This window comes from Rhizobium sp. LjRoot30 (genome assembly GCF_964253915.1).
Taxonomy (GTDB): Bacteria; Pseudomonadota; Alphaproteobacteria; order Rhizobiales; family Rhizobiaceae; genus Metarhizobium.
In genome coordinates this window covers 24,678-50,171 of sequence record NZ_CAXUSG020000022.1, presented here as the reverse complement: position 1 = coordinate 50,171, position 25,494 = coordinate 24,678, and the positions used below count along the sequence as shown (strand labels likewise).

The following is a 25,494-nucleotide window of genomic DNA, read 5'->3' as shown; positions in this document are numbered from 1 at the left end:
CGACCCAAGCGCATAGCGAGCCGTGCCGGTGTCGGAAATCACCTGATCCAGTGCCTTTAAAACGTTCTGACGCTGTTCGGCGGTGCTTGATCCGGAGATATTAAACCCCTCTGAGGAAAAGCTGATGCCTCCGTGAGACCGGGTCAGGATACCATCGGCGGCATCGCCTTTGCTGACCAGCGCCACCTGTCGCTGATCGAGCTGTGCATCGCCCACTGCGACGCTCGTCGCGCCACCGGAATAGACGGTGAGCCAGTCTTCGTTGTTGAAGGTCGTGCCACCGGCGATATTCAGCGCTGCTGACTTCAACTTCGAAAACTCGTTTCCAAGTGTTTCGCGATCGGATGCAGTGAGCGTGTCGTTCAAGGACTGAGAGGCCAGATCCCTCATCCGATGCAGGATGTTGGTGGTCTCCGAAAGGCTGCCATCCAGTGTCTGCGCAAACGCAATAGCGTCCGGCTCATTGGTGGACCTCGTCGCGGATCTGGCAGCCAGCGCCTGAGCGAGGGCATCCTGCTGATTTGGGATACGCAACCCCGAGCTCAAGCGCGACATAGTTGTCGCAAGACCCGTATTCGTTTTCGAAAGGGCTGCTTGAGCATTGAGGCTGGCTGTATTGTTAATGAGAGAAAGCGGCATCCTGTTTCCCGTATTTTAGACGATGATTTTATTCTTCGACATCATGTCGTAAAACACGCAGTCATCGCGTTGCAGCCAAACAATGCTCGGGATGGCCTAAAATCTCTCCCGAGTATTCGATATGATTTTAACGGTCGCTCCTTTTTTCTCGAAACAATAGCCAAGCTCGGTCACACAGAGCGACAGCTAAGTCGAGCAGCGGGAAGGATGTGTTGCAAATCGCGAAGCTTCGCTTGGTAAACAACCATCGGCTTTGGAGGCAAGTTATCGCAACAATCGAGTGGGAAGAGGCATTTGATCTTGAATACGAAACAGATTGGCCCCCCCGTCATAGTTGGGGCAACGGCGGCGCTGCAGTTGCTCTCGCAACGAAGAGCCTAACGGTTAGTCGGGCGCCAACGGTCCAGTGCGAAAAGAGCTCAGATAATGCCGGCGTATCGGACAAAATACGCGCGGTTTTCAATGGAATGCGATAACCCGAGTGCACGATTGCCAATGCCTCTGGACTAAACCCGCAATGCAACTCAGCCACAAGCTACATAGGCCTTTGGTCCGATGTGAGCGTTAGGCAAATTTGGTAAAGTCCGATTCGTTCAGGGGAGGACTACAATGATGACCGAGAATATGTTTCCGACCTACCACACGCCGCTGACGTCGGCTGATCTCGAGACATGCCAAGCGGTGCTAACTGACCTCTGTCATGCCGAAGGAATTTCGGCGAAATCGGAAAAAGCTCTGGAGGTCGCCGCGTTGATCATGGAGCTTTACCGTCAAGGCGTGCACACTCGGCACACTCTTGCGAAGCTTGCGTCAACCAAAGCGAACTTCGAAAATTGAGCTGCTTTTTAAAATGGCCCGACCAAATACCGGGCCATCTGTTCGGACCTTAAACGTCATTCGGCCGCGATCGTGAACTCCTGGTCGAACGTCGAGGTTTGATCACCGCTCATGTCGTGAAGTGTATAGGTGAGCGTGTATTTGCCGGCGGGTGCACCGGTCAGGGTCAGGGTGAAGTCCATCGAAAACTCAGTGATGGCGTTATGGCTTTGCAACACATTCTTGGAGAAACCCTTTTGGTCGAGCACAACGTCCCCGTTCTCGGCTTTGATCTTCACGTCTGAAACGAAATTCAGTTCGTACAAGCCGCCCGGCAGCTCTTTCCAGCTGAAGCCGATCGGCTCGACATAGGTGATGACTTTTTCGCCTGGCTTGAAAATGGTTGATTGCTTTTCCTGATACATCCCGTAACCCTTCGACGGTTCGGTGATGAAGGTGTAAGTCCTTTCGGTTAAGCCAAGCGCGCCCCAAGCTTCGTAAGCTTTTTCTTCTGCTTTAAGGAGGTCGTCCATTGGGGCAGAAAATACAGGATTTGATGCAAGGGAGAGCATGACTGCGGCGAGCGCGAGACGCATTGGAGTTCTTTCGGTGGAAAGGTTAACAACGCTTCGAGCATCTCATATAAAGACTGACAATGCGTTTTCGTGCGCTAAAATTACTCGAGCTTTCGAAGCCCAAGAGCCCACTCATCGATCAGAATGGATCCACATGCGCCAAGTCTCCAACTTTTTGCGCGAATCTGCAAGGGTCGGAAACCAATGGGCGTTCAAGCACTCCGACCGTAGCTTGCTGTTGAAGGCCTCGATGAAGCAGTTGTCGGTCGGTTTGCTTGGCCGTGAGAAGACTAGGGTGACGTTGTTGGCCTAGGCCCATAGGTAGAGGGCACGGGAGATGAATTCGCTGCCGTTATCCACCCTGCTCGTCTTCGGATAGCCAGACATCACAAACTGGATCGAGTGGTTCCTCGATTGTCGCGACTATGCTGCTGGCAAGGCACTGCTGACCTCTAAAACGTGGCGCCGAAAAATTTCCAGAAGAGAAATCCGCAAGCGATCTTAATCCGCGACGAAAGTCGTGTGCCTCAAGTTGAAATACTTCTGACAGTAAATTCAGGATTTTTTTAACACATAACAGTAACGTTTCCCGATTACATGCGGGCGGAGCAAAATCAGGCCGCAATTAGGGATTTCTATAATGATGCTTTCAAGCCAAAACACCGGCCTGCCCTTTTTCGTGGTCCAGACGGCCGATGCCGCGCTGAATGGCGGTCGCCTTGAGGTAGTGTTCATTTCCGGCAGGGTGAGTGATGCGGCGGCGTTGGCGGAGCAGGCGCGGCCGGGTGTTGCTGTCGTTATTCTGGATGCTGCCGCCGATGGCCTGGCGGCGATGGCAGCATGGGCGCGGAGCAATGACGGGTTCGATGCCATTCACCTGATCAGCCATGGCGCGGCGGGGCATCTCGAACTGGGCACGCTGGTGCTCGATCTGGATGGGCTTGCGCAGCGCCAGGCGGACCTGGCGGTGCTCCGTGCGGCGCTCGATGAGGATGGCGACCTGCTGCTCTATGGCTGCGATGTCGCATCCGGAGAGGGCGCAGCTTTTGTCGCGGAGCTGGCGGTTCAGACCGGTGCGGATGTTGCGGCATCTACCGATCTGACCGGCTCGGTCGAGCTGGGTGGCAACTGGGTGCTGGAAGCGCAGTTGGGCGCGATCGAGACGGCAGCTTTTGACGGCCCGGCCGTTAAATGGCAGACCAATATCTAATTTATAGGGCGGTTCTGTAACAAAACAATGTCGGACGCGTGAAAACGTCCCCTATTGGCCTGGCGAAGCCCTTGAAACATCGGCAAGGCCGCATAAATCTTTTTGCGCCAAATGTTGTAACTGACACGCTCACCATGGACGTCGAAACCACCTCATTAGTCACTGCGGCAACGGAACCGTCAGCCGCTCCCGGGAAGATCGCGTTGGTGATAGAAGCCGATCTGCTCCTGGCCATCAATCTCGAACAGGATCTGGCGGCATTCGGTTATTCCGTTTATTCCGCTCCCACAGTGGCGGCCGCCGAGCATATCCTGGACACGTGCCGACCGGACCTGGCTTTTCTGGATGTTGCTGCCCGCGACGGCTCAACCAGCCGCGTTGCCGAGCGATTAAGCCTGGCGCGCATTCCGTGGGTGGTGGTATCGAACCTGAAGCCCGTTCCCCAGGGGCAGGATGCCATCTTTCTTTCGCGGCCTTTTCTCCCGAAAGCCTATTACCCGACGCAGCTGGAAGCGGTCATCAGCGCTGGCACGTCCCGGCAACCCTGGCCCTGAAGACCCGGGCAGGTCCTTAGCTTTTTGTTGACTAAGTGGTGAGGGCAAACACGTTGGGCGGGCTGTCATCTTGCCATCGAGGCACGGGACCATAGGTAATCCCAGATCAGTGTAACCATGAAGGCCTCAGAGATGATCGGCTCGCCGTCCCTTCAAGTTCATTTTGCCGGGAGCGCTTCCGTTGAAAGCTGGGCGAAACAGTTTGACCTGACTGCCCCGGACGAGCGGGCGCTGATAGACCGAGTGCGGGCTTGGGTCACGGAGCATTTTGACCCGTGCATCGCCCTTACGGAAAGCGCCTTCTTCCACTTGCTGAACGACGTCTATGCATCCGGAAGCGACATCAAGGGTGGGCATGACGGAAGCGTCCGTTCGGAAGTGGAATGAGCTGGAAAACCGCCCCATTCGCGGCCCGTAACGGATGCTTACTTCCAAGCCACCGAGAGTGTATTTGATATCGACCCGGAGCAATTCCGGCGTGCGATGAGCGTCTTGACGTACATCCGTGTTCAATTTCCGCTAATTGCGGCGAACGCGGTTCGCTAGCATCTGGACGATCCGACGATCAGGATTTGACAGACTCAAGATTGATCGATGCTTAGTGAAGCATTGAACGATAAGGATCGAAGCAGCGAGGCCATAAGGCGAGTGTTTGTCCTGCCAGCGCGCGTTGAAGATCACGCTTCCTGTTCAACCCATATCAACGGAGTAAGCCTGCGTTGCCAGCAAGAGTAGTCAAATCGACCTCAGATGACGGTCGTTTCGCGAATGCAGTCTCATCCACGTCATCGCGCATCGCGTTCCTCAAATGAGGTCTTGCAACCAGACAAAAGAGGATAGAGCTGCAAAGGCGCTCCCGACAAGGCAAGCGCCCCCAATTTTGATCCTGGTAATCCGCCGGGTTTTTGTCCCGTCCCAATCGTATGCCATAAGTCACCACACAAAATACACGCTATGTTCTCGAACGTTCACCTCTGTGTGTCTTGCGAAGCTTGTTCCAAGCTGGGGTTATATTAGAATGTCTAAACAAACCGGCCGCGGTGGGCTCATTCGATTGCTCTAACAATTAACCATAGCGGCAAGCCGCATGTCGCACTCGTCACGACAAGCACGAGAGCCATCTTCAAGAAGTGAGTGCGACGTGCACGGTCATCGTCCCATTCATATTCCATCTGCCATCTCCCCTTGTCTCGATCTCTTTGCCGCTCGCTACCTCGTTGGTTCTGGCCCGCATTAATAGTTGATGTAGCCAGAATTCACAAATTGGCTATTCGTTCAAATTGCCCGGCAGCCGGAGACAGGTAATGCTTGCGACAAGGTCTGTTTGTCGGCTCATACTGTCAATCGGCGCGGAATGTTGACCCCTTGGAGGTGCGGACGAAAACTTGGACTAACAGGAGATAGTTCATGTATTCGTATGAAGACCGCATGAGGGCTGTGCAGCTCTATATCAAGCTCGGCAAACGGGCAAATGCCACCATCCGTCAGCTGGGTTATCCGACGAAGAATGCTTTGAAGCATTGGTATCGCGAGTTCGCACGTGACGACGACTTGTCGGCAGGTTATGTACGCACCAAACAGCGGTATTCGAATGAGCAACAGAGAATTGCCGTTGAACACTATCTGGACAACGGCCGCTGTCTGGCATGGACCATCAAGGCGCTTGGCTACCCTGGCCGCGAAAAGCTTTCGGCTTGGATCGATGAATATCAACCCGGCGACAGGCGGTGAGTTCACACCGGCAACTCAAGCGGCACCATCAGATCGGAGCAGCAGAAGCGAACGGCCGTAATCGATCTGTGCGCAAGGAGCGACAGCGCCCGCTCGGTAGCTCAGAAGGTAGGCGTGAGCCGGCAGACGTTGTACGACTGGAAGAACCAGAAACTTGGTCGTGAGGTCCCTGCATCCATGACACGCCGTCGCGAATTACCACCGACTGCCAGCCGAGACGAACTCGAGCGTGAACTCGAGGCACTTCGTAGTGATGTGAAGCGCCTTCAACTCGAACATGACCTGCTTACGAAGGCTAACGAACTCATAAAAAAAGATCTGGCGTTCCGTTGTCCAGCGTCGCCGCCGGACGTCACCGATCATCAGATCAACCTGTCGAAACTCGTTAGACATAAGCCTATCCTCAAGCCTGTGCTTGAGCCTTCCTGCTTATGCTGAGTGTCCGGTCGAAAGTGGGGGCAGTTCACGTGGTAACTTCAGCGGCTTCTCTGCGACCCTCTATCGTCGTTGATACCCTTGTTCGCTTGATTGGTTCAGTCACGCGATACCTCCGTTTTAGGTATCCTGCCCCTCCCACCCCACATGTCATTCAACTAATTTAATCTGCTGAAAATGGATGGCGTTGTTCCGCACTTGGAAGGACGGCAGACGGGCGGCTGGAACCATAGGCCTTTATCCTTGTTGGGTGCGGATTATGCAAAGAAGGAGAAAACCGATGGGTATCACCAGCCCGAGAGACGGAGCACCCGGCACGACGGATCAGTTACCACGTTGGGAAGGTCCGCAGGAGAACGCACCACGCGGCTACCTCCCTGCGAAAGATGATCCGGATCATGACCGCGATGCAGCAGGCGAAAATCTCAAGGATCCGCGGAAATGAAATCTTTCCGACGCCCTCAAGACAAAAGGTGACGGGTAATGGTCGCTCCCTCAGACACCGAAAACGCCAAGCAGCAAATCCACGATGATGCGAAAGGGCAGTTTGAAAAACCGCTCAAGGGCAAAACCCATGACGGCGTCGCAAGCGCAAAGCCAAAGCTATGCGGGAGGAGCCATCGACGATGGAGGTTTTCGCGTACACGTTAACGTTCAAAGGCAAGCAACCAGTTAAGGGCATCGGCTCGGCGAATGATCTGGAAATGCTTGTCACACAGATGAACCTGGCGGGCCTGACACCGCCGGACTGGATCATCGCCAACCCTACGATTAGCGGCCTTGACGGATCAAAGACCTACATCCACGACGAAGGCGGACGAGATGAATGGCGACTGCGGTGGGTGCCGTTTGTTTGAGCCACCGACCGGTCACCGTTTGTAGAGTTCGTCGACCTTGGCTGATCGAGCATTTTTCTCATTGCGAGAAAGACGCCTCTGTTTCGACATGCCATAGGCCAGGGCGAGTCCTAAGAGAAGTGCGCCCCCGCCAGTTGCGATGAGCCAGAGATAGTCTGCAATCATTTCGGCCTCCGTTTGTTTGCTTCAAAACCTTCCCGATCACGGGATGTTCCCTGAATAAGTCAACCTTGCCGCGGTCAGCAGTGCTTCCGAAGGGTGGAACTAATGACTGCTTGCTCCCGTTATGCCGACCTCAACCGTCGAATATAGGGAGACTGAGATGAAAAAACTCATAGCCGCTGTTGCGATACTGGGAGCCTCGACCCTTGCAGCCTTCGCGCAAACCACAACAACTCCCACAACCGACGGCGACACTCCGGCCATCGCTACGCCTGACAGCACCAATTCGACTGCCCCGGTCGAAGGCGCCAACAGTTTCACGGAAGATCAGGCTCGTGAGCGCATCACAGAAGCTGGGTATTCCGATGTGTCCGGTCTGATGCTGGACGACAAGGGTGTCTGGCAGGCCAAGGCAACAAAGGACGGCAAGTCGGTCGCCGTATCCCTGGATTACCAAGGCAATATCGTCGCAAACTGATTGGCTGAGTAGGAACAAGATATGAAAACTGTAACCGGACTTTTCGACGATTATCGGGATGCACAGCAGGCCGTAAACGCACTCGAAGTACGAGGCGTGCCTTCGTCGGATATCAGCATCATCTCCAACAGCTCGACTGAGCACGAGGTCGGCGACACAAACGCCGCCGAAGGTGCCGGCACCGGTGCGGGGATAGGGGCGGCTGTAGGCGGCGCTGGAGGCCTTCTAACGGGATTGGGCATTATGGCAATCCCCGGCGTGGGTCCCGTCGTAGCAGCCGGTTGGCTCGCAGCCACCGCTGTTGGCGCCCTTGCCGGAGCAGCAACCGGCGGCGCCGTTGGCGGCTTGATTGGCGCCTTGACCGGCTCAGGTGTGCCAGAGGACCGTGCGCATTTTTATGCGGAAGGTGTTCGGCGAGGCGGCACCTTGGTAACTGCGAAGGTCGACGATGTTCTTGAACCAGAAGCCAATGAAATTCTGAAGCGCACTTCGTGGGTCGATCCAGACGTTCGCCGCAGGACGTATGAGCAAGAAGGCTGGTCGAAATTCGATGACACTCTCGATCCATACGATACTGCCCAAATCAAGGCAGAGCGCCTTAAGCACATGCGATAGGACGTCTGTCAATGCCGCGTGAATTTTCCCCAGAAGTGGGCTCTTCCGCAATTTCGGTGCCAATCAAGTTCCAATTATGCGTGAACGCAGAAGGTCCATCCCGGCTCTGCCATACATGGAACGCTTGATGAGCTCCAGCTTGTTAATTTTTCCCTCGACCGGACCGGTACTCCAGGGCATCGACAACGCGGCATGAACCGCGTCTTTGTCACGACTGATCCCACGCGCGAACGATGACATCGGCCCGCCGGTGGCGTCTTGCAGCCATGGGCCCAGCGCAGCGATCTCCCGATTGCAGATCATAGATTGGAATCGTCGTGCCAGATCGGCAGCAGCGGCAACTTCCGATGAGGCCGAGGAAATAGCATGCACAAAAGCGCGGTCGTTTCGCGAAAGAGTATCAACTTCAGCTGTTAAAAGACGAGCAGTGTGCCTGGATGAAGGCGTGCGCCATGACGATTTGCGCGAGGCCCGAAACAATGAAGGTGCAGGGACGTCGTCGCGCAGCCTTACCTTCACCCATTGGCGAAAGGTCTTTATGCTCTCACGATAACCCCGATCGGACACCTTCCTGTAAAAGCGCGTCGCATTGCGGCAACCTTCAAGCCAGCGCCTGCGGACGTAATCGCCATGGGCATCTGCCGGGTTCTCCGTGAAGATCGTGCGTTTCCATGTCCCAGGTTGATTGTCTTTCAGCCATTTCCGTATGGTTTTGAGGTCGATACCCAGCTCACGCTTGATCGCCAATTGGCTCCAGCCCAGGCTATTCAGTCGGATGACCTCCTCAAAAAGAGCAAGCCGCCTTTGATGCCGACTATCGTGTTGCCGGACTGCGCGTTCATGGAGCGGCTCTCCGTTCTTTCCCTGACCGCACATTCGATCGTCCGTATCGAGCTGCGCCATAAGCGACTTTCCGACATCGCGGATAACGCGGTATCGACGCTCCACGACATTCTGCAGGGCGTCGGAACAATTGCGCAAAAGGTGCCAGCGATCGGCAACCTGCTGTGCTTTCGGTGCTCCCTCCCGGGCTCCTCGCGCATACGCGCCAGCTCTGTCTCGGGCGATGACTTCAACACCCGGATGATCCGCAAGCCATTCAGAGAGCGTGTCCTTCTCGCGGTCGGGCAGCAGATCGACAACGTTGTTCGTTTCCAGATCGACCAGGATCGTCCGGTAACGTTGCCCGCGCCGCCAAGCCCAGTCATCGACGCCGAGGATCCGTGGCGCCTCGCAATCGCCGGTGGGATATGCTCGCCGCGCAATCCGCAGAATAGTGTCTGCACTCACCGGGATACCAAGGCGGGCGACCAACCTCATTCCTGCCTCTCCCCCCAATGCCATGCCGATGCTGCGATGGACATCTTCCAGGCGGATGGTGCGCCGACGATGCCGCCAGCTCACATCGCCTGCGTTCTCGGCGAATATGCGCCTCCCGCATCTCTCGTTGCTACAGCGCAAGCGCCGAACGCTCAGGGTTATCGTGACCGCGCGCCCTTGCCATGGCAGGTCGGCGAGTCGCCGCTCGTAGCGACTATGAAGGCGGTGCGAAGCTTGGCTGCAATCGGGACATTTGGCTTCTGTCGATCGGAAGCGACAATCAATCGTTATTGCTTCTTTCGATTGCTCAACGTGATCAACGACCAAAGACGGCGGGATCAACGGTAGGATGCGCTTCGCCATTTCCATGCTCCTGCTGATTCGTGTGTCGAATCAATAGGATTCAGAAAGTTGCACCGAAATTGCGGAAGAGCCCACTATTGGGGAGTATTGCTCCGGTACTGACACTCGTATCGCATTCCGAGGCGCTGATCGCACGGCTGAAGCTGGAGATCGACAAGGTTCGTCGCGAACTCTATGCCTTCGGCGTCGGCATGAAGCTCATGGCACTGGTCATGATCGCGAAAATCGGCTCGGAAGTCCTACTCGGCCTGGCGCAGGCACCGACAGCGGATAGCGATCAATTCATCACCACCTTGGCGATCGCCGGCATTTCAGTCGTGGTGTTTATCATCTCGATGTACGTGCCAACGATTATCCAGGGGGTCGTTCAAGGCGCGTCTGTCTCCGGCGGCATGGAAGCCATCCGCCATGGGGGGCAGGCTGCATCATTTGCACTTGGCGCGGCGTCGCTCGCGGCGGGCGCCGTCGGAGCCGGCGCGGCTGCAGCCCAATCCGCCCGGGCCGCGGGATCGTCCGTGGCGGGCGCAGCACTTCGCGGCATGGGTGCCGGGATCGGATCAGCCGGGAAAGCAGCCGGCTCAGCCGCCAAGGAAAAGGCGATCGGTTCGCCAGGTGCTTATGCCGGCTCGATCATGGGGCTCGCCAACGCCAAGCTCGATCAGAGCCGCACGGGACAACGCGGACCGAGAACGCCGCCTGAACGCAACGACAAGTAACATCAGAAAGGCAGAACGCGATGGCAGCAAACCGGCCGCCCGATAGCCCTTACCTTGCCGCGCGGCAGGAATGGACGGAACGATATGGATCCTATGTCCAAGCCGCGCGCGCATGGCGGATCGTCGGCATTCTCGGACTATCGATGGCCGTGATCGGCTTCACCTACGCCATGTATCTCAGCACACAGGTCAAGCTCGTGCCCTACATCGTCGAGGTCGACAAGCTCGGCACGTCGGTGACAGCAGGCTTCCCCCAGCAGATCGAGTATGCCGATGCTCGCGTGGTCCGCGCGACACTCGGCAACTTTGTCACGAGCCTGAAATCGATCACGCCCGACGCGGTAGTGCAGAAGCAATACATCGATAGGACCTATGCGCTTCTCCGGACGTCCGATCCCTCGACCCAGAAAATCAATGCCTGGTTCCGCGGCAACTCGCCGTTCGAGAAGGCGAAGACATCGACCGTTGCCATCGAGGTCAACAACATCGTGGCGCTGTCCAACCATACCTACCAGATCGACTGGACCGAATACGAACGCGACCGCAAGGGCAAGGAGACCGGCACGAGGCGGTTCCGCGGCATCGCGACGGTCGCGCTGACGGCGCCACAGGACGAGGCGATTATCCGCCTCAACCCGATCGGTCTTTATGTCCAGGACTTCGACTGGACCGCACAGCTTTAAGGGCAGGGGAAATCACATGCACAGAACAGGATTGATCGCGGCCGTCGGCTGCATGGCCGGGCTCGTCCTTGCGGACTGCGCGATGTCGCAGAGCATGACGTCGAACGAGGTGAAGGGGACCAATATCTCGCGGAAGTGGCGGGGAACGCCGGGTCTGGTGACGACCGGGCCTGATGGAAAGGTCATCTTCCTGTTCGGCGAAACCCAGCCCTCTGTTATCTGCTCACCGCTTCAGGTTTGCGACATCGAGCTGCAAGGCGGCGAGATCGTCCGCGACGTGCTTGTCGGTGACACCGTCCGGTGGAAAGTCGAACCGGCGACGTCGGGGGCGACCGGTGGGCAGGCGATCCACCTGATCGTCAAGCCATCGGAGGCCGGCCTCGTCACATCGATGGTTGTTACGACCTCTCGGCGAACCTATCATATCCAACTCAAATCCCATCCCAGCCAGTACATGGCCCGCATCGGGTTTGAATATCCGGAGGATGTGTCGACCAAACTGGCCGACATCAATGCCCGGATTGAGACCGGCGGCATTCCGGGGATCGCCCCCGACAAGCTGAACTTCTCCTACTCGATCAGTGGTAGCGCCTCATGGCGGCCGAAGCGCGTCTATTCCGACGGCGCCAAGACCTACATCCAGTTTCCTCGGTCCATCTCCGGCCAGGACGCGCCGGTGCTGTTCGTCGTCAGCGGTGGCCAGAACCGCATCGTCAACTATCGCATTAAGAACGACATGATGATCGTCGACTACGCCGTCGACAAGGCTGTGCTCGTCTCCGGAGTCGGCTGGCGCCAGCAGAAAATCACGATCCGGCGAGGAGGTTGACCGATGAAAAAAACCCTTGCCGCCATCATCATGACCACCGTCCTTTCCGGCTGCCAGACTGCGGATGACACTCTGACCACGAGTTCCACGCCGATTGCCGTCACTGGCGCCACCGCGAGCGCCATCGCCGGCGACATGGCAAGCCGGCTTGCCGAACAGGTCGGCCCGGCCGGCACTACGACCCTCAAAATGGACAAGGACACCTCAGAATACGCCGCCGCTCTTGAGGCAGCGCTGAAGGGATGGGGATACACGGTCATCGCCGATGGGAAAGTCGGCAAGGATCAGAAGCCGGTCGAGGTTGCGTGGTCGATCGACAGCTTCGACGGGCAGGTCCTTGCACGGATCAGCACGCCGGGCATTGCGCTCGGCCGGGCTTACACGGCGACGTCAGCGGGCGCGACGCCCGCCAGTCCGCTTTCGATCATGCAGCGTAACTGAGGGCAGAGGAGGGGAGAACATGGTTCAATCACTTCAGCTCGGAACGACGGGCAATGCTGACGATCAACAGAGTATGCGACGCCTCAATCGCCTGCCGATCATCGTAGCGATCGTCATCATCGTTCTGTTCTTCGGCGTCGTCATCGTCGGCCTGTCGTGGCGCGGTCTGTCCTTCAACCGTGGGAACGAGCTCGACACCACCTCCGCCTCGCCGGCGACAACGTTTGGCGATCAGCTGAAAAGAGGCGTGTCGGACGGGATCATAGGCGAACCGGAGCAGCGCGAAGTGTTTCAGCCGACCCCCGTGGTTGTCGAACGCGAGCCGGTGAGAGAGGCCGTCGTGGAGCGGCAGAATGAGGTCCGGACGGAACGGCGCTCGCAACTCGAACCGGAAGCCGAGTGGAAGGCCCGGCTGAAGCGGGAACAGGACGAGCAGATTCTCCGCGAAGCGCAGCGTCAGAGGATGGCAAGCCTCCAGGCACGGGCAACAGCGCTCGATTCACCGCTTAAGGTTGACGTTTCCGAGGTCCAGAAGAGCGCCTCCGAGACTAGGACCGACGCCCGCCAACCGCTCGATGCCACGACGAACAGTGCATCCGATCTCTACAGCGCTGCGATGAAGCCTGGCTTGCTTGGGCAGAACGTCGATCAAAACGGGCAGACCTCGAAAGAGGACTTTTTCAACCAGGACATCAAGGATCTTGGTTATCTGCCGAACCAGGTCGTCCCGCAGCTCTCGCCCTACGAGTTGAAGCGGGGATCGGTCATTCCCGCCACGATGATCACAGGGTTGAACTCAGACCTACCGGGTAGGATCTCAGCGCAGGTTAGCCAGAATGTCTATGACAGCGCCACCGGCTACCGGCTGCTTATCCCCCAAGGAGCCAAGCTGTTTGGCCGCTACGATTCCAAGGTGTCGTTCGGACAGGAGCGCGTGCTGGTCGTCTGGACCGACCTGATCTTCCCCAATGGTTCTACGCTTCAGATCGGCGGGATGTCGGGCACGGATGCCGAGGGGTACGGCGGCTTCAAGGACAAGGTCGATCGCCATCTCTGGCGCACCTTCGGCTCTGCCGCGCTTGTTGCCATCATCGGCACGGGGATCGATATGTCGATGCCGGAGAGTTCGACCTTGGCCACGCAGGATACGGCTTCAGATGCAGCGCGGCGAAATTTTGCCGAATCGTTCGGCCGTGTGGCGGAACAGACGATCTCAAAAAATCTGAATGTGCAGCCAACCATCAAGATCAGGCCCGGCTACAAATTCAACGTGTTGGTCGATCAAGATATCATTTTCCCGAGTTCATATCGGCAGTAGAACAGACCTTGGCGCAAATTGGTCATCACCTATGTAATTGAATCGCGATGACATAATACAATCTTGCGTGGGTAAATTCTTTCTCTTAATACTCAGCTTTAGGCGGGCACAATTGTGTGCTTCGCCTCCGTTTCGGAGCTTCCGAGCCCTCTACAAAGGGTACTGCCACTTATCACTGCAACCTTGTTGCGTTCATACCCTCACTCAAAGGAGGCCATGAATTGAACCAATGGTTTGAGCGTTTGACCGAACAGGTCGCCCTAGCGCATGACGAAGCCACGGTGAAAGCGACCTTGGAGAAGTTAAGCCGTGAAGCGGGATTTGGCGCCTATGCCTATCTCAATCTTCAGGCGGAGACGCAGACGGCGATCTCAAACTATGACGTCGAGTGGCAGCAGCGGTACTTCGAGAAATCCTACGCTCTTATCGATCCCGTCGTGCGGAGCGCACGCGATCAACTTGAGGCATTCGCCTGGTCCAACGAAGCATCGCTCAGGATGAGCAAGGAGCGCAGGAACTTCTACGGAGAAGCCGGGGAGTTCGGGATCCGCTCCGGAATAACAATTCCGATCAAGACCGGCTTTGGTCGGATGGCAATGCTCACACTGGCTTCGGAAGAAGCTGACTTTGCCCTGGGGCAATCGCTGAACCCGGTTCTTGCCGCTTCTGCGGTCGCGCAACTGCACTCAAGGCTTGAGGGTCTGGGAGCAAAGCCGACCCATCACACTCCCATTCGCATGAAGTCCGACGAACTGACCTGCCTGCGCTGGTCTGCAGAGGGCAAATCGATGAAGGCCATTGCTATCATCGAGAACACCACATACGCCAATGTCGCGTTCTTCCTCCGCAACGCCAAGTCGGCATTGGGAGCGACGAGCTTGCCGCAGGCAACAGCTATGGCCAAGGAGTTTGGCCTGATCTAGCTCAGTGGCCCTTTGATTTCGGCATGTCCGGTATGTAGCCCAAGATATCAAGAAGCGTCGATACGACCGTCTGCTGCGCGTGGACGGCGATCATCGCCTTGATATAGGCCTGACTTGCCTCGCGAGCCGTCTCCGGGTCAGCTGCGGCATCGACCTTCGCTTCGAGCATCACGGCGTCATCGCGCAAACGACGATGCTTATCGATCTCGCGCACGACGTGGCGTTCTATCTCTTCGGGCGGCTGGTCACTCATCAATCCGATAAGTGGGCGCAATATGAGTTTGGAATCAGACACAGGCCCGTCTGCACTTGCTTTGAACATTTTCGGTCCAATTACCGCCCATATGCTGCCGGTGTAAACCTTCTTTGGAACGAGGTATCCGCGAAGGCAAATCGGTCTAAATCTCAATTACATACTATAGTTGATAAACTTAAAGTATGTAAACGTCGATCTTCCGCGCATGGATATGCGCAAGTTGGTCGGCCGAAATTTTGCCCGCCTGCGTCGGGATTGCGCAGGCGCTTGGTGTGAGCCACGTCGAACTGGTCACGCCCGACAAAGAGACTTGAAGAAAAAGGTTTCCTCGGAGTTGGATGGCCTCAGTCCGCTTGTTTGCAGATCGTGGAAAGGCCTCTTCACTTCCGATACCAAAGCTATTATATATTCTCCACAAGGAGAATGATTATGACCCAGTTGATACGCGCCTATACGCCTGCGGAAGCAGCTGCCGTCAGCGAGATCGCCGTGAAATCGGTGCACAACGCAATCGACAAACGGATCATCGCCCGGCGCCTTGCTGAAGACGAGGGGCGAGCGCTCTCTGACGATGACCTGCTGCGGCTCAAGCTCTGGTATGGGGTCGGCTCGATCCTGTCGGCCGAGCGTCGCCAGCGGCTCTTTGATACGATAGACCAAAATCCGGATGCCGACACTGTTCGAGCAGACGACTATCTGATTGTGGATGTTGCCCGCGCACGCCAACAGCTTGCTGCACGTGCGGAGGCACTTCGGGAAGCAGAAAGGGTTATCGAAAGCGTAAAGGGTGTTCTTGGCGGCGAACCGGTTTTCAGCAAGACTCGCGTTCCAGTCAGGACGATTGCCGCCATGAAGGCCCAGGGTGCGACCACCGAGGAAATTGTCGAGGGGTATCCTTCGCTCACCACACGTATGGTCGAACTCGCGGAAATCTGGACTGCCGCTCATCCGGCTCGAGGCCGGCCTCGCAAGCTTTCCGACCTTGGCGCGACCGTGAAATCGGCAAAGCGCCTCTCACTTCCGAAGGCCGCCAGCAAAACTTCCGGCAGCTGATATCGTGAAGTTCCTGATTGATGAATGCCTGCACACCTCTCTCGTGGCCGTTGCTCAGGATAACGGCCACGATGGCTTCCATGTGAACTGGTTGGGATTGAGCGGCGAAAAGGATTGGGATCTGATGCCGCGCATCGTTGCGGAGGACTACACCTTTGTCACCAACAACGCGCGCGATTTCAGAAAACTCTACGGCAACGAAGAGATCCATGCCGGCCTGGTCATCATCGTGCCTCAAGTCGTTCCGGCATTGCAGCGCGACCTGTTCACACTCATCCTGGAGGAAGTTGCCGGCGGCGAAGAACTCCTGAACGAGGTGATCGAGATCAGCATCGAGGGCGATGAGGCTGTTCTCACACGCTATTCTCTCCCGGCAATCTAAAAACATCGCAAACTCACTCATTCCAGAACCGGAGGTCCGGTCCGGCCACTATTTCTGGCCTCCGATCCTCGTCAGATCGATCCGGATGCCGGCATCGTCGGGCTTGACCGGCGTTTCCTCCGGCATTTCAGAGGATCCGTTCGCGTCAACTTCGCCAGCGTCATCGGCATCTACAGCAGTTCGCTGCGCGACCGTGCCACCCGGATCCTCAGCCTGAAACACACTCTCACCCTCGAACTTGCCTGTCCGCCAGGCGTGGATCGCATCATCGAACAGCTGCGGTAACACCTCTTCGCTTGTCGGATTTCCATACCACTTCGCAACGATGCGGAGAATCTTGGCGAACATCGCCGTACCCGTCCGCAGGTTGGCGCAGGGTTCGACGAGATCCACCTTCAGCTCCGAGGCGTCCTTCACCCCTATGCCCGCCGGGATCTGGGTGAGACCAACCCGCACGACAGAGCCAGCAATGTTCGCTCGGACGATCTCGATCGCTTCCTTGGGTGTTTTCGGTTTGGGAACGAGGATCAGACGGCCTCCGGACTTCACGGTGATGGCAAGCGGATCGTCCGAACCGACCGCCTGGACGAACTGCTCGACGATTGCAGGCTTCAACGAAGGATCGGCACATTCCTTGATCAACGCAGCTTCCAGCATGCGAGCTCCAAACCTTAAGTGTTGAACGAGATGACGATTGGCAGGCTAAACAGGCGGGCCCACGCCTCGCTACTGGCCCGCTGAATGTCGATGATCGATGTCCCTGCGGTCCACCAGCCGTTTCCGACTGCGACGATGGCGTCGGGACGATGGAAGGCCGATTGCAGGATCGGCCAGACTAGAAGCTGCTCGTAGCAAATCAGCGGCGCCACACTTTGGTTGCCGACGTCAACAACTGGATTCGAGAAGAAATGTGCCCGGGCGCCGCCTTGATCGCCGATCCAGGCTCGCCACGGCTGCCACATCGACCCGGGGACCGGCATCCGCTCCCGGTAGAGAATATCGGTTCCATCAGCCGACAGTTTGACGAGCAGATTGTCGTAGCCCTGGCTCTCGATGAAGGCCGCACCCGAGATGACAGTGATGCCCGTTTCGGTGAGAGATCGCTGCCAGACGTGGCCGACCATCGGCGTCCAGAATCCGAGAGCGCTTTCAGGCAGCACAACCGTCATGCCTGGCGCTTGGGCGCTCACAACGTCGATCAGCGCCTGTTGCCGCTCGAGGCCAGCTTCGCGGCCGAGTGATGCGCCCATTTCAAGGTCGACACCGATCCACGACGCAGGTAGAATCGGCGTTGTCCACTCAGCGGCGGACCAGAGCCATAAGCCTGCCAAGGCCATGGCTGCAGCCGGCCGATATGGCGTCGCCATGAATGCCAGGCCGGCTGCCATCACTGCCAGACCCCACCATCCCCACCCCGGAAATAGAACGCCCGCGGCGGTGATCGGATGTGCCCATCCCAGAATGCCGAAAGGTGGCACGGCCATCACGACACACGCCACCATGTATCTGAGAGGCTTCTGCCACCCCTGCGATCCGTCCAAAGCACGACATGGACGACCACGAAGGCGGAGGAGGCGACTAGCCAGAGCAGAAGTCTGGGCCAGATATCCTGACCATAGAAGTTCGCCACGCCCTGCGGCAAACCACGCGATGCCGCGAGGAAGTAGGCTGCGGAGATCGCCGTCGCCTGGAGGCGCGTCCGCGCCAGGGACCAAAGCATTGGAAAGGCCCCTGCGACGGGAAGAAGGAGTACATGACCGCTCCAACCGATCCCTCCAACGCCGGCTGATAGCGCGACAAGGACGCCCGTTCGGAATAACTTACGGCGCATCTGTCCAGACCTCTCGCGCCAGTCCGAGAATCCCATCCATCGGCAGAGGACCGAAGTACCGGCTGTCGAACGAACCTGGGAACTCGGAATGGAGAAAGACCGTGCCGGGCGGAACGACACCACCGGCATGAAGCGTCATCTCACGCCCTTGGCCATCCATCCGGGAACCCTCGAATCAGGGAGCCGCCGACCATCGTGCGGACATCGTCATGGATCTCGATTACTTGGCCGGACGTCGCCACAACCGTCTTGATCAGCGGCGCCACGCGGCCGGCGCAGCGGCCGAAGCGCAGATATCCACGCGCCCGCGCCGCGCGCATCTCGTTGGTATCAGGTGGGCAAATGAAGACCAGATCGCCGACCAGGATCGGCCGATCGGGTTTGACGATCCGCCACAGGCCCAAGGGCTCGCTTGGTGTGAGATTGACCCTAAAACCCTGACCTCCGAGCAGCACAATGAGGCCAAGCGTAAACAGGCTGACGCTGCTGATCCGATAGAACCAGACGAGCTGCTTCATGCGCCATAGCACTCTATGTCGATGACGCATCTTCATTTGAGAGTAAGCCCTTGAGACTTTGTCTGACGCAGCGTCTCAGCCTGCTTGAGTGCCGTCACACTGCGTTCGTGGGCGGACAACTGCTGCACCGTCCGCATCGTCATCCACGCCTGTTGCACTTCGCTCTGCTGAGCGGCATTCATTCCCGACGTGACCCGCTGGAACGCCTCGCCGTTGGCGTCCTTCGCTGCGAGAGGCAGGAAGGTTCTCTCTCCGAAACGTTCGGTAACCGCCTTGGCAAAACCTTCGAGTTCGGCCTTCACCATTTTATCGGCGAGTGCGTATTCAAGACCCGATGGCAGATCGTTTCGGTCGATGGCATCGCGGACTCGTTCCAGCACGCTTTTCGCATTGGACGAGAGCGCGGGGATCTCCAGCGCAACCTGCCTGCGGACCGCAAGCTCCTCGACGTCATTTCGCCGTTCGGCGTCACCGCGTTGACGCAAATAGTCGCTGATGCTGTCCGCGAGCGGCGTCACATTTTTAAGCGCCCGGTCCCGGTCCGATTTGTCGGCACGGCTCGCGAAGACACCGGTATTGCCTTTCAGAGAACCGAAGGCTTCCGGCTCTGCAGTGAGACGTGAAAGCGTCTTCGCCGCGATCGCCGGATCGCCCAACATCGCATCGACATTCGCCGCCTTGAACGCCGCTTCGGGCTGCGCGTAAACGCAGAGACGAGAAGCATCGCCCGGTCCCAAACAGAAAAGAACCTTCGAGCCCCCGGTCGAAAATCCGCGCCATTCGGGTCCTCGTTCTTCCCAACCGACGACCCGACTATGGCTATCGAGATGCGCTGCCCACATGCTGCCAAAAGGTCCTTCCCGAAGAACGCCCTCCCCGATGGCCTGCCGGACAATGACAGACGGGATTGAGCGCTCCCAACACAGATAGCGCCAAGCACTGGTCCCGGGCGAAGGCGTTCGCCGGTTCCGCCAGCGTTCGACCACGTCTTCCACTGGCCCCGACGTCCGCTGGCATTTCCATTCCGGCCGGGAAAGTCGAAACCCGATTAGCGATGCGACGGCTTCCGCCGCAGGCAGGAAGGAACTCCTATTCAGAAACATGGCCAGAGCGAAAACATCACCCTTTTCATCGCCGAGCGGATCGAACCAGCCTCGCCCCTCATGCGTGACGATGATGATATTGCCACCATGTCGGTATTTGATGGCACGTCGCGTGCTTTCCTTCGCATCGAGCTGATATCCGGCCTGCTCCAGAACGGCTTCGCAACTAACCTTGGCGCGCAGCGCCTCTAAGTCTTCTCGGTTCATCTTATTCTCCAGCCGCGGAGCGGCTGTCCCTTCTTGCTTCCTGATTCGCGCTGGACACCTTTCACCCGCCGCGAAGAGCGAAGGGGGCAAGGGCGCTGCGCGCAACTGACAAAAGTTGCAGCAATGTGCTGCGGCGAAGCTTCCCTTGCGGCCGAAAGGTCGCCAGCGGCAGGCACAGGCGGGTCTCAATGAGACCCGCGGGGGAAATATTCATGGTTATGCGGAGGTGAGCATAAGCACGAATATGAGCCGTGGTGACTTATGGTCACCTCAGGCTCGATCGCCTTGCTTTGCAGGGCATCCTCGGTTTTCAGCTGCACATAATCCGCCTCAGTTTGGACGCGGTTGACTTCTCTGATGTATCCATTATTCTGGATATATGGAAAGCAACAACGCAATAGCAGCCCTTGCGGCCTTGGCCCAGAACACCCGCCTTGAGACGTTCCGTCTGCTCGTGCGACATGAACCGGATGGAATTCCGGCAGGCGAGCTCGCCCGGCTCCTCGATGTCCCGCAGAACACGATGTCGGCGCATCTTGCGACGCTGTCCCGTGCAGGGTTGGTGAAGAGCGAGCGCCAGAGCCGATCAATCATCTACCGGGCCGACCTGGACGGCCTGCGCGACCTGACACTGTTCTTGCTGAAGGACTGCTGCGGCGGATCGACGGAGCTTTGCGCTCCCCTGATCGCAGAACTGACGCCATGCTGCGCACCGGGGGCGAAGCCATGTTGAGCGCGATCACATTGCACGAAGTGGCAGGTAGCGACGCTCGGCTCCGCGACGCGCTCCGTGCTGCGGATCTCCCGACCGATGATATTGAAGACGATGACCGCGCCTTCTTCGAAGCCGTCTCAGGCGACGGCCAAACGATCGGATATGCCGGCCTCGAACGCTGCGCCGCCGATTACCTTCTGCGTTCTGTTGTCGTGCTCCCGGAACATCGGGGTCATGGGTTCGGCCGAGCTATCGTCGAGGCAACGCTGCGAGGCGTCGGTGGCGATGTCTTCCTCGCTACGACAAGCGCCGCACCATTCTTTTCGATCATCGGGTTTTCAGAGGTGCCGCGGGCTGAAGTGCCGGCCGCGGTGCTTGCGACCCGCCAACTTTCCTCCATTTGCCCCTCGTCGGCGACCATCATGAAGCTCAACAGGCCTCCGACCTAACCACGGACCACGACCATGACTGACAAGACCTATAACGTGCTGTTCCTCTGCACGGGCAATTCCGCTCGCTCTATTCTCGCCGAGTCCATCCTCAACAAAGAGGGCGGCGGCCGGTTCAAGGCCTATTCCGCCGGCAGCCAGCCAAAGGGCGAGGTCAATCCTCACGCCCTGAAGGAACTTGAGACGCTGGGCTATCCATCGACTGGTTTCTCTTCGAAGAGCTGGGATGTGTTCGCCGTGCCGGGTGCACCGGAGATGGATTTCATCTTCACGGTTTGCGACAGCGCTGCGGGCGAAGCGTGCCCGGTATGGATTGGCCATCCGATGACCGCCCATTGGAGCGTCGAGGATCCGGCGGCCGTCGTCGGGACTGACGTCGAGATCCAGCGGGCATTCGCCCAGGCCGCCCGGTTTCTGAAGAACCGGATCACCGCCTTCATCAACCTGCCCATCGCTTCGATCGACCGCCTGGCCCTCGAACAGCACGTTCGCCAGATCGGTTCATTGGAAGGCGCATCGGTCAAATCCCCGAAGGCCGATTAAGATGTCGACATTCGAGCGATACCTGACCGTTTGGGTCTTCCTCTGCATCGCCGTCGGCGTTGCCCTCGGCCACCTGATGCCCGGCGTCTTCCAGATCATCGGTGGCGCCGAGATCGCCAAGGTCAACATCCCCGTCGCGATCCTGATCTGGCTGATGATCATCCCGATGCTGCTGAAGATCGATTTCCGGTCGTTGGCGCAGGTCGGCTCCTACTGGCGCGGGATCGGCGTCACGCTGATCATCAACTGGGCGATCAAACCGTTCTCGATGGCATTGCTGGGCTGGCTATTTGTCGGCTGGCTTTTCCGGCCGTATCTGCCCGCGGATCAGATCGACTCCTATATCGCGGGCCTGATCATTCTAGCTGCCGCACCCTGCACGGCGATGGTCTTCGTCTGGTCGAACCTCACGCGAGGCGAACCGCTGTTCACCCTCTCGCAGGTGGCCTTAAATGACGCGATCATGGTCGTCGCCTTTGCGCCGATCATCGGCCTGCTGCTCGGCCTCTCGGCCATCACCGTCCCGTGGGCGACGCTCGCCCTGTCGGTCGTGCTTTACATCGTAGTTCCCGTGATCATCGCCCAGATGCTGCGGAGCTACCTGACGGCCGGCGGCACGACGGGCGCGCTCGACCGCTTGCTTGCAAAGCTGCAGCCGGTATCGCTCGTCGCGCTCCTCGCCACGCTCGTGCTTCTCTTCGCCTTTCAGGGCGAGCAGATCATTGCCCAGCCGGCCATCATCGCGCTGCTGGCCGTGCCGATCCTGATCCAGGTCTACCTGAACTCGGGGCTTGCCTACCTTCTGAACCGCTTGGCAGGCGAGCGCCACTGCGTCGCCGGGCCGTCCGCCCTCATCGGCGCCAGCAACTTCTTCGAACTCGCGGTTGCCGCCGCCATCAGCCTTTTCGGGTTTCAGTCGGGTGCCGCGCTGGCGACGGTTGTCGGCGTCCTGATCGAAGTGCCGGTGATGCTCTCGGTCGTCTGGATCGTGAACCGCTCGAAGGGTTGGTACGAGGCATCGCCCGCCGTTTCCCGCAACACCATCATTGAAAGGCCCTGACCATGGACGCCACCATCTATCACAATCCCGCCTGCGGCACCTCTCGCAATACGCTGGCGCTGATCCGCGCCGCCGGGATCCAGCCCACCGTCATCGAGTACCTGCAGAACCCGCCATCGCGCGAGCAGCTCTCCAAGATGATCGCAGATGCCGGCCTGACGGTCCGCGAAGCGATCCGTGAGAAGGGCACGCCTTATGCGGAACTCGGCCTCGACAATCCGGACCTCACCGATGGCCAGTTGCTGGACGCGATGATCGCCACCCCGATCCTGATCAACCGACCACTCGTCGTCACGACGCTGGGCACAAGACTTGCCCGCCCCTCGGAGGTCGTGCTCGACATTCTGCCGGCAGACGCCTTCAAGGGACCGTTCACCAAGGAAGACGGCGAACAGGTCCTCGATCAGGAAGGAAAGCGCATTGTCTGAGACATTCCCCGCACTGCACGACGACCATCTTCAGCCGATCGCCCCAGAATCCCTGCGGCCAGCATTCTCGACGCACAAGCCCACAATCCTGGTCCTCTATGGATCGCTTCGGGAAGTGTCTTATAGCCGTCTCCTTGCCTTCGAAGTCCGTCGGCTGCTCGAACGCCTCGGATGCGAGGTGCGGATATTCGATCCGGCCGGGCTGCCGCTTCCGGATGAGGCACCCGTCAGCCATCCCAAGGTGCAGGAACTGCGCGACCTCTCCCAATGGTCGGAAGGTCAGGTCTGGATCAGCCCGGAGCGCCACGGCGCGATGACAGGCATCATGAAGGCGCAGATCGACTGGATCCCGCTGTCGCTCGGCTCCGTCCGCCCCACACAGGGCAAGACGCTGGCGGTGATGGAGGTTTCCGGCGGCAGCCAGTCCTTCAACGCTGTGAACCAGTTGCGCATCCTTGGCCGCTGGATGCGGATGATCACCATTCCCAATCAGAGCAGCGTTGCGAAGGCGTTTCAGGAATTCGATGCTGATGGGCGGATGAAGCCCTCGTCCTATTACGATCGTGTCGTCGACGTCTGCGAGGAACTGGTTAAGTTCACCATCCTCACACGCGATGCCTCGTCTTATCTGACCGACCGCTACAGCGAGCGGAAAGAAGAGGCGGCCGAGCTCGAGAAGCGGGTCTCGCTGAAGTCGATCTGACCGCCTAACCCGTTGCGGTGGCTGGCCGCCTACAGGATGCCGCCACCGCAACGAATGCCGCGATGCTGACCGCGCCGAGACATGCGTTTCCAATGAGGGACAAGCTCAGGCCCAGGTTCTCCATGGCCGCGGAGAACGCGAAGGGTGCCCCGGCTCCGAGCGCCAGTCGAGCCGCCGCCATCTTGCCCGTGATCGCGCCATATCCATCCGATCCGAACAGATAGAGCGGCAGGCTGCCCTGCGCGATGCTGTTGATGCCAGACCCGAGCCCGAGGCAGATGGCGAACGCGACAGCCCCCGGCAGCCAGTCTCCACTTGCCAGCAAGATCAGGATGCCGAACACGATCAGCACTGCGGACACCACAGCTAGTGCCGGCGGCGACAGGTTTTTTCCGAAGACCATGTTGATCAGGCGGCTTGCGACCTGTGCAGGGCCGAACAGGGATCCGATCACCACGGCAGCAGTTCCCAGCCCGATGGAACCAAGCATCGGCACCAAATGCGCGAGGATCGCGGCAAGCGTGAACCCGAGAAGCGCGAAGGCAAACGACACCATGATCATGCTTCGACTGCGTGCATCGTGGGGGATTGCCCCGATGACAGCTTCGCGAGGCCGGGCAGCCGCATCCGCACTCGATCCGGTTTTGCCGGCACGCATGATCCAGAAGTGAAGAGGCATGCAGAGGAACAGATTCAGCGCTGCGAAGACCAGATAGATCTCACGCCACGACATCCATCCAGAAAGCGCGGCCGAGATCGGCCAGAAGATCGTCGATGCGAACCCGCCGATCAGCGTGAGGTAGGTGATGCTCCGGGATGCCGTGCGGGGATCGCTCTCGACCAATGCCGCGAATGCCGCCTGATACTGGACCATGCCGGACGACACCTCGAGCAGGATGATGGCGATGGCGAAGATCGCGACCGACGGCGACCAGGCGCATAGGGCAAGCGTCAGTGCTGCGAGGGCCGAGCCTGCTGTCATGATCGTCGCGGCGCCGATCCGGTCCATCTGCTTGCCGATATAGGTGGCCGATAGGCCACCGATGAACAGGGACACGGAGAACACGCCAAACACTTCGGCCAGCGACAAGCCGAGATCCGCCGCCATGCCGGGGGCGAGGATGCTGAAGCTGTAATAGAGGGTGCCGTAACCGATGATCTGGGTCAGGCCGAGAGCCGAGACGAGCCCGGCCGGGATTTTCGAACTATGCAACGACGTCATCCTTGCCCACCGGGCTGCAGCAGTCGTCGGTACGCTCGACGTTCTCCCTGATGACAGGATGGCCGGCGCAACAGTCTTCCATCAGGAATTTCACGAGATCGGCGAGCGCCTCGTAGCTGGCGCTGTAGATGATCGAGCGGGATTCCCTTCGCTGCGAGATCAATCCCGACCGCTCCAGCTCCTTCAGATGGAAGGAGACATTCGTCGCGGAGACACCCATGCGCTCGGCGATCACGCCTGCGGCCAATCCTTCAGGCCCGGCCACGACCAGCGCTCGAACGATGGCAAGGCGGGTCTCCTGCGACAGCGCCGCGAATGACGAAAGGGCTTGACGTTCATCCATACTTTAATAATCCTTG

Annotated in this window: 32 protein-coding genes and 5 pseudogenes; 23 read left to right on the top strand and 14 right to left on the bottom strand. The window is 58.5% G+C overall.

Going from position 1 to position 25,494, the window contains the following annotated elements; all coding sequences use genetic code 11:
* On the bottom strand, nucleotides 1–639 hold a 639-nt coding region (locus ACSQ3I_RS26275; RefSeq protein ID WP_436003865.1), incomplete at its 3' end, for a flagellin.
* A gap of 609 nt (nucleotides 640–1,248) precedes the next feature.
* On the opposite strand from ACSQ3I_RS26275, the gene ACSQ3I_RS26270 reads away from it, so the two are divergent.
* Complete coding sequence (locus tag ACSQ3I_RS26270; protein ID WP_436003863.1) at nucleotides 1,249–1,476, top strand: hypothetical protein; 228 nt, start codon at nucleotides 1,249–1,251, stop codon at nucleotides 1,474–1,476.
* 56 nt (nucleotides 1,477–1,532) lie between these two features.
* Here ACSQ3I_RS26270 and ACSQ3I_RS26265 read toward each other — a convergent pair whose 3' ends face one another.
* On the bottom strand, nucleotides 1,533–2,051 hold the full coding sequence (locus ACSQ3I_RS26265) for a hypothetical protein (protein ID WP_436003861.1): 519 nt from the start codon (nucleotides 2,049–2,051) through the stop codon (nucleotides 1,533–1,535).
* A gap of 114 nt (nucleotides 2,052–2,165) precedes the next feature.
* A pseudogene (locus tag ACSQ3I_RS26260) lies at nucleotides 2,166–2,411 on the bottom strand (integrase core domain-containing protein); the annotation flags it as partial.
* Nucleotides 2,412–2,670: 259 nt separating this feature from the next.
* Between ACSQ3I_RS26260 and ACSQ3I_RS26255 the strand changes: the two are divergent.
* The 6 genes and pseudogenes from ACSQ3I_RS26255 to ACSQ3I_RS26230 all read left to right on the top strand — a co-directional run bounded on the left by ACSQ3I_RS26255 (nucleotide 2,671) and on the right by ACSQ3I_RS26230 (nucleotide 6,817).
* A complete protein-coding gene (locus ACSQ3I_RS26255) occupies nucleotides 2,671–3,240 on the top strand; it encodes a DUF4347 domain-containing protein (RefSeq protein WP_436003859.1) in 570 nt (189 codons plus the stop codon).
* Nucleotides 3,241–3,374: 134 nt separating this feature from the next.
* Entirely contained in the window at nucleotides 3,375–3,794 is a 420-nt protein-coding gene (locus ACSQ3I_RS26250) for a hypothetical protein (RefSeq protein WP_436003857.1), read from the top strand.
* A 132-nt stretch (nucleotides 3,795–3,926) separates the two neighbouring features.
* Nucleotides 3,927–4,181, top strand: a complete 255-nt coding sequence (locus ACSQ3I_RS26245) for a hypothetical protein (RefSeq protein ID WP_436003855.1) — start codon at nucleotides 3,927–3,929, stop codon at nucleotides 4,179–4,181.
* Nucleotides 4,182–5,201: 1,020 nt separating this feature from the next.
* Nucleotides 5,202–5,846, top strand: a pseudogene (locus ACSQ3I_RS26240) (transposase); the annotation flags it as partial.
* A gap of 394 nt (nucleotides 5,847–6,240) precedes the next feature.
* A complete protein-coding gene (locus ACSQ3I_RS26235; RefSeq protein ID WP_436003853.1) occupies nucleotides 6,241–6,405 on the top strand; it encodes a hypothetical protein in 165 nt (54 codons plus the stop codon).
* A gap of 181 nt (nucleotides 6,406–6,586) precedes the next feature.
* A complete protein-coding gene (locus ACSQ3I_RS26230; protein WP_436003851.1) occupies nucleotides 6,587–6,817 on the top strand; it encodes a hypothetical protein in 231 nt (76 codons plus the stop codon).
* Between the two features lie 12 nt (nucleotides 6,818–6,829).
* Here the strand turns inward: ACSQ3I_RS26230 and ACSQ3I_RS26225 are convergent, their stop codons facing one another.
* Entirely contained in the window at nucleotides 6,830–6,982 is a 153-nt protein-coding gene (locus tag ACSQ3I_RS26225; protein ID WP_436003849.1) for a hypothetical protein, read from the bottom strand.
* Between the two features lie 157 nt (nucleotides 6,983–7,139).
* On the opposite strand from ACSQ3I_RS26225, the gene ACSQ3I_RS26220 reads away from it, so the two are divergent.
* Together ACSQ3I_RS26220 and ACSQ3I_RS26215 are read left to right on the top strand one after the other, a co-directional pair.
* Complete coding sequence (locus tag ACSQ3I_RS26220) at nucleotides 7,140–7,457, top strand: PepSY domain-containing protein (RefSeq protein WP_436003847.1); 318 nt, start codon at nucleotides 7,140–7,142, stop codon at nucleotides 7,455–7,457.
* 21 nt (nucleotides 7,458–7,478) lie between these two features.
* A complete protein-coding gene (locus ACSQ3I_RS26215) occupies nucleotides 7,479–8,072 on the top strand; it encodes a general stress protein (protein ID WP_436003845.1) in 594 nt (197 codons plus the stop codon).
* A gap of 63 nt (nucleotides 8,073–8,135) precedes the next feature.
* Here ACSQ3I_RS26215 and ACSQ3I_RS26210 read toward each other — a convergent pair whose 3' ends face one another.
* A complete protein-coding gene (locus tag ACSQ3I_RS26210; protein WP_436003843.1) occupies nucleotides 8,136–9,755 on the bottom strand; it encodes an ISL3 family transposase in 1,620 nt (539 codons plus the stop codon).
* A gap of 158 nt (nucleotides 9,756–9,913) precedes the next feature.
* On the opposite strand from ACSQ3I_RS26210, the pseudogene ACSQ3I_RS26205 reads away from it, so the two are divergent.
* The 6 genes and pseudogenes from ACSQ3I_RS26205 to ACSQ3I_RS26180 all read left to right on the top strand — a co-directional run.
* A pseudogene (locus ACSQ3I_RS26205) lies at nucleotides 9,914–10,471 on the top strand (P-type conjugative transfer protein TrbL); the annotation flags it as partial.
* 20 nt (nucleotides 10,472–10,491) lie between these two features.
* Nucleotides 10,492–11,154 carry a conjugal transfer protein TrbF gene (locus tag ACSQ3I_RS26200; RefSeq protein ID WP_436003841.1) on the top strand — a complete coding sequence of 221 codons (663 nt, stop codon included), beginning with the start codon at nucleotides 10,492–10,494 and terminating at the stop codon, nucleotides 11,152–11,154.
* A gap of 16 nt (nucleotides 11,155–11,170) precedes the next feature.
* Nucleotides 11,171–11,983 (top strand): P-type conjugative transfer protein TrbG, encoded by an 813-nt coding sequence (trbG, locus tag ACSQ3I_RS26195; RefSeq protein WP_436003839.1) that lies wholly within the window; start codon nucleotides 11,171–11,173, stop codon nucleotides 11,981–11,983.
* Between the two features lie 3 nt (nucleotides 11,984–11,986).
* Nucleotides 11,987–12,424 carry a conjugal transfer protein TrbH gene (gene trbH / locus ACSQ3I_RS26190; RefSeq protein ID WP_436003837.1) on the top strand — a complete coding sequence of 146 codons (438 nt, stop codon included), beginning with the start codon at nucleotides 11,987–11,989 and terminating at the stop codon, nucleotides 12,422–12,424.
* A gap of 19 nt (nucleotides 12,425–12,443) precedes the next feature.
* Nucleotides 12,444–13,742, top strand: coding sequence for an IncP-type conjugal transfer protein TrbI (trbI, locus tag ACSQ3I_RS26185; RefSeq protein ID WP_436003835.1), 1,299 nt, complete (start codon nucleotides 12,444–12,446; stop codon nucleotides 13,740–13,742).
* A gap of 221 nt (nucleotides 13,743–13,963) precedes the next feature.
* Nucleotides 13,964–14,665, top strand: a complete 702-nt coding sequence (locus ACSQ3I_RS26180) for an autoinducer binding domain-containing protein (protein WP_234189515.1) — start codon at nucleotides 13,964–13,966, stop codon at nucleotides 14,663–14,665.
* Between the two features lies 1 nt (nucleotide 14,666).
* Here the strand turns inward: ACSQ3I_RS26180 and ACSQ3I_RS26175 are convergent, their stop codons facing one another.
* Nucleotides 14,667–14,987 carry a transcriptional repressor TraM gene (locus ACSQ3I_RS26175; protein WP_436003833.1) on the bottom strand — a complete coding sequence of 107 codons (321 nt, stop codon included), beginning with the start codon at nucleotides 14,985–14,987 and terminating at the stop codon, nucleotides 14,667–14,669.
* A gap of 363 nt (nucleotides 14,988–15,350) precedes the next feature.
* On the opposite strand from ACSQ3I_RS26175, the gene ACSQ3I_RS26170 reads away from it, so the two are divergent.
* Entirely contained in the window at nucleotides 15,351–15,974 is a 624-nt protein-coding gene (locus ACSQ3I_RS26170; RefSeq protein WP_436003831.1) for a DUF433 domain-containing protein, read from the top strand.
* 4 nt (nucleotides 15,975–15,978) lie between these two features.
* Nucleotides 15,979–16,356 (top strand): DUF5615 family PIN-like protein, encoded by a 378-nt coding sequence (locus ACSQ3I_RS26165; RefSeq protein ID WP_333723674.1) that lies wholly within the window; start codon nucleotides 15,979–15,981, stop codon nucleotides 16,354–16,356.
* Nucleotides 16,357–16,404: 48 nt separating this feature from the next.
* On the opposite strand, the gene ACSQ3I_RS26160 is transcribed toward ACSQ3I_RS26165, so the two are convergent.
* From ACSQ3I_RS26160 to ACSQ3I_RS26135, 6 genes and pseudogenes are all read right to left on the bottom strand, one after another.
* Nucleotides 16,405–17,013 (bottom strand): TraH family protein, encoded by a 609-nt coding sequence (locus ACSQ3I_RS26160; RefSeq protein WP_436003829.1) that lies wholly within the window; start codon nucleotides 17,011–17,013, stop codon nucleotides 16,405–16,407.
* A gap of 14 nt (nucleotides 17,014–17,027) precedes the next feature.
* On the bottom strand, nucleotides 17,028–18,071 hold the full coding sequence (locus tag ACSQ3I_RS26155) for a conjugal transfer protein TraB (protein WP_436003871.1): 1,044 nt from the start codon (nucleotides 18,069–18,071) through the stop codon (nucleotides 17,028–17,030).
* A gap of 105 nt (nucleotides 18,072–18,176) precedes the next feature.
* Nucleotides 18,177–18,326: a S26 family signal peptidase gene (locus tag ACSQ3I_RS26150; RefSeq protein WP_436003827.1), complete on the bottom strand. Its 150-nt coding sequence runs from the start codon at nucleotides 18,324–18,326 to the stop codon at nucleotides 18,177–18,179.
* A gap of 1 nt (nucleotide 18,327) precedes the next feature.
* On the bottom strand, nucleotides 18,328–18,705 hold the full coding sequence (locus ACSQ3I_RS26145; protein ID WP_436003825.1) for a S26 family signal peptidase: 378 nt from the start codon (nucleotides 18,703–18,705) through the stop codon (nucleotides 18,328–18,330).
* Nucleotides 18,706–18,737: 32 nt separating this feature from the next.
* Nucleotides 18,738–19,412 (bottom strand): annotated as a pseudogene (locus tag ACSQ3I_RS26140) (BID domain-containing protein); the annotation flags it as partial.
* A 27-nt stretch (nucleotides 19,413–19,439) separates the two neighbouring features.
* Nucleotides 19,440–19,808 (bottom strand): annotated as a pseudogene (locus ACSQ3I_RS26135) (DUF3991 domain-containing protein); the annotation flags it as partial.
* Nucleotides 19,809–20,394: 586 nt separating this feature from the next.
* Here ACSQ3I_RS26135 and ACSQ3I_RS26130 point away from each other — a divergent pair.
* Genes ACSQ3I_RS26130 through arsH form a run of 6 tightly spaced genes read left to right on the top strand, consistent with a single transcriptional unit; the run spans nucleotide 20,395 to nucleotide 23,913 of the window.
* Entirely contained in the window at nucleotides 20,395–20,748 is a 354-nt protein-coding gene (locus ACSQ3I_RS26130; protein ID WP_247221421.1) for an ArsR/SmtB family transcription factor, read from the top strand.
* The gene (arsN2, locus tag ACSQ3I_RS26125; protein WP_436003822.1) at nucleotides 20,742–21,179 is read left to right on the top strand and encodes an arsenic resistance N-acetyltransferase ArsN2; all 438 of its coding nucleotides are present in this window, start codon (nucleotides 20,742–20,744) and stop codon (nucleotides 21,177–21,179) included. Before ACSQ3I_RS26130 ends, arsN2 begins: the two co-directional genes overlap by 7 nt.
* A 15-nt stretch (nucleotides 21,180–21,194) precedes the next feature.
* On the top strand, nucleotides 21,195–21,722 hold the full coding sequence (locus tag ACSQ3I_RS26120) for an arsenate reductase ArsC (RefSeq protein ID WP_436003820.1): 528 nt from the start codon (nucleotides 21,195–21,197) through the stop codon (nucleotides 21,720–21,722).
* A 1-nt stretch (nucleotide 21,723) separates the two neighbouring features.
* Nucleotides 21,724–22,782, top strand: coding sequence for an ACR3 family arsenite efflux transporter (arsB, locus tag ACSQ3I_RS26115; protein WP_436003818.1), 1,059 nt, complete (start codon nucleotides 21,724–21,726; stop codon nucleotides 22,780–22,782).
* Nucleotides 22,783–22,784: 2 nt separating this feature from the next.
* Nucleotides 22,785–23,210 (top strand): arsenate reductase (glutaredoxin), encoded by a 426-nt coding sequence (arsC, locus tag ACSQ3I_RS26110; protein WP_436003816.1) that lies wholly within the window; start codon nucleotides 22,785–22,787, stop codon nucleotides 23,208–23,210.
* Complete coding sequence (arsH, locus tag ACSQ3I_RS26105; RefSeq protein WP_436003869.1) at nucleotides 23,185–23,913, top strand: arsenical resistance protein ArsH; 729 nt, start codon at nucleotides 23,185–23,187, stop codon at nucleotides 23,911–23,913. Before arsC ends, arsH begins: the two co-directional genes overlap by 26 nt.
* A 4-nt stretch (nucleotides 23,914–23,917) precedes the next feature.
* Here arsH and arsK read toward each other — a convergent pair whose 3' ends face one another.
* Nucleotides 23,918–25,135 (bottom strand): arsenite efflux MFS transporter ArsK, encoded by a 1,218-nt coding sequence (gene arsK, locus ACSQ3I_RS26100; protein ID WP_436003814.1) that lies wholly within the window; start codon nucleotides 25,133–25,135, stop codon nucleotides 23,918–23,920.
* Entirely contained in the window at nucleotides 25,119–25,478 is a 360-nt protein-coding gene (locus tag ACSQ3I_RS26095) for an ArsR/SmtB family transcription factor (protein ID WP_436003812.1), read from the bottom strand. Before ACSQ3I_RS26095 ends, arsK begins: the two co-directional genes overlap by 17 nt.
* Between the last annotated feature and the right edge of the window lie 16 nt (nucleotides 25,479–25,494).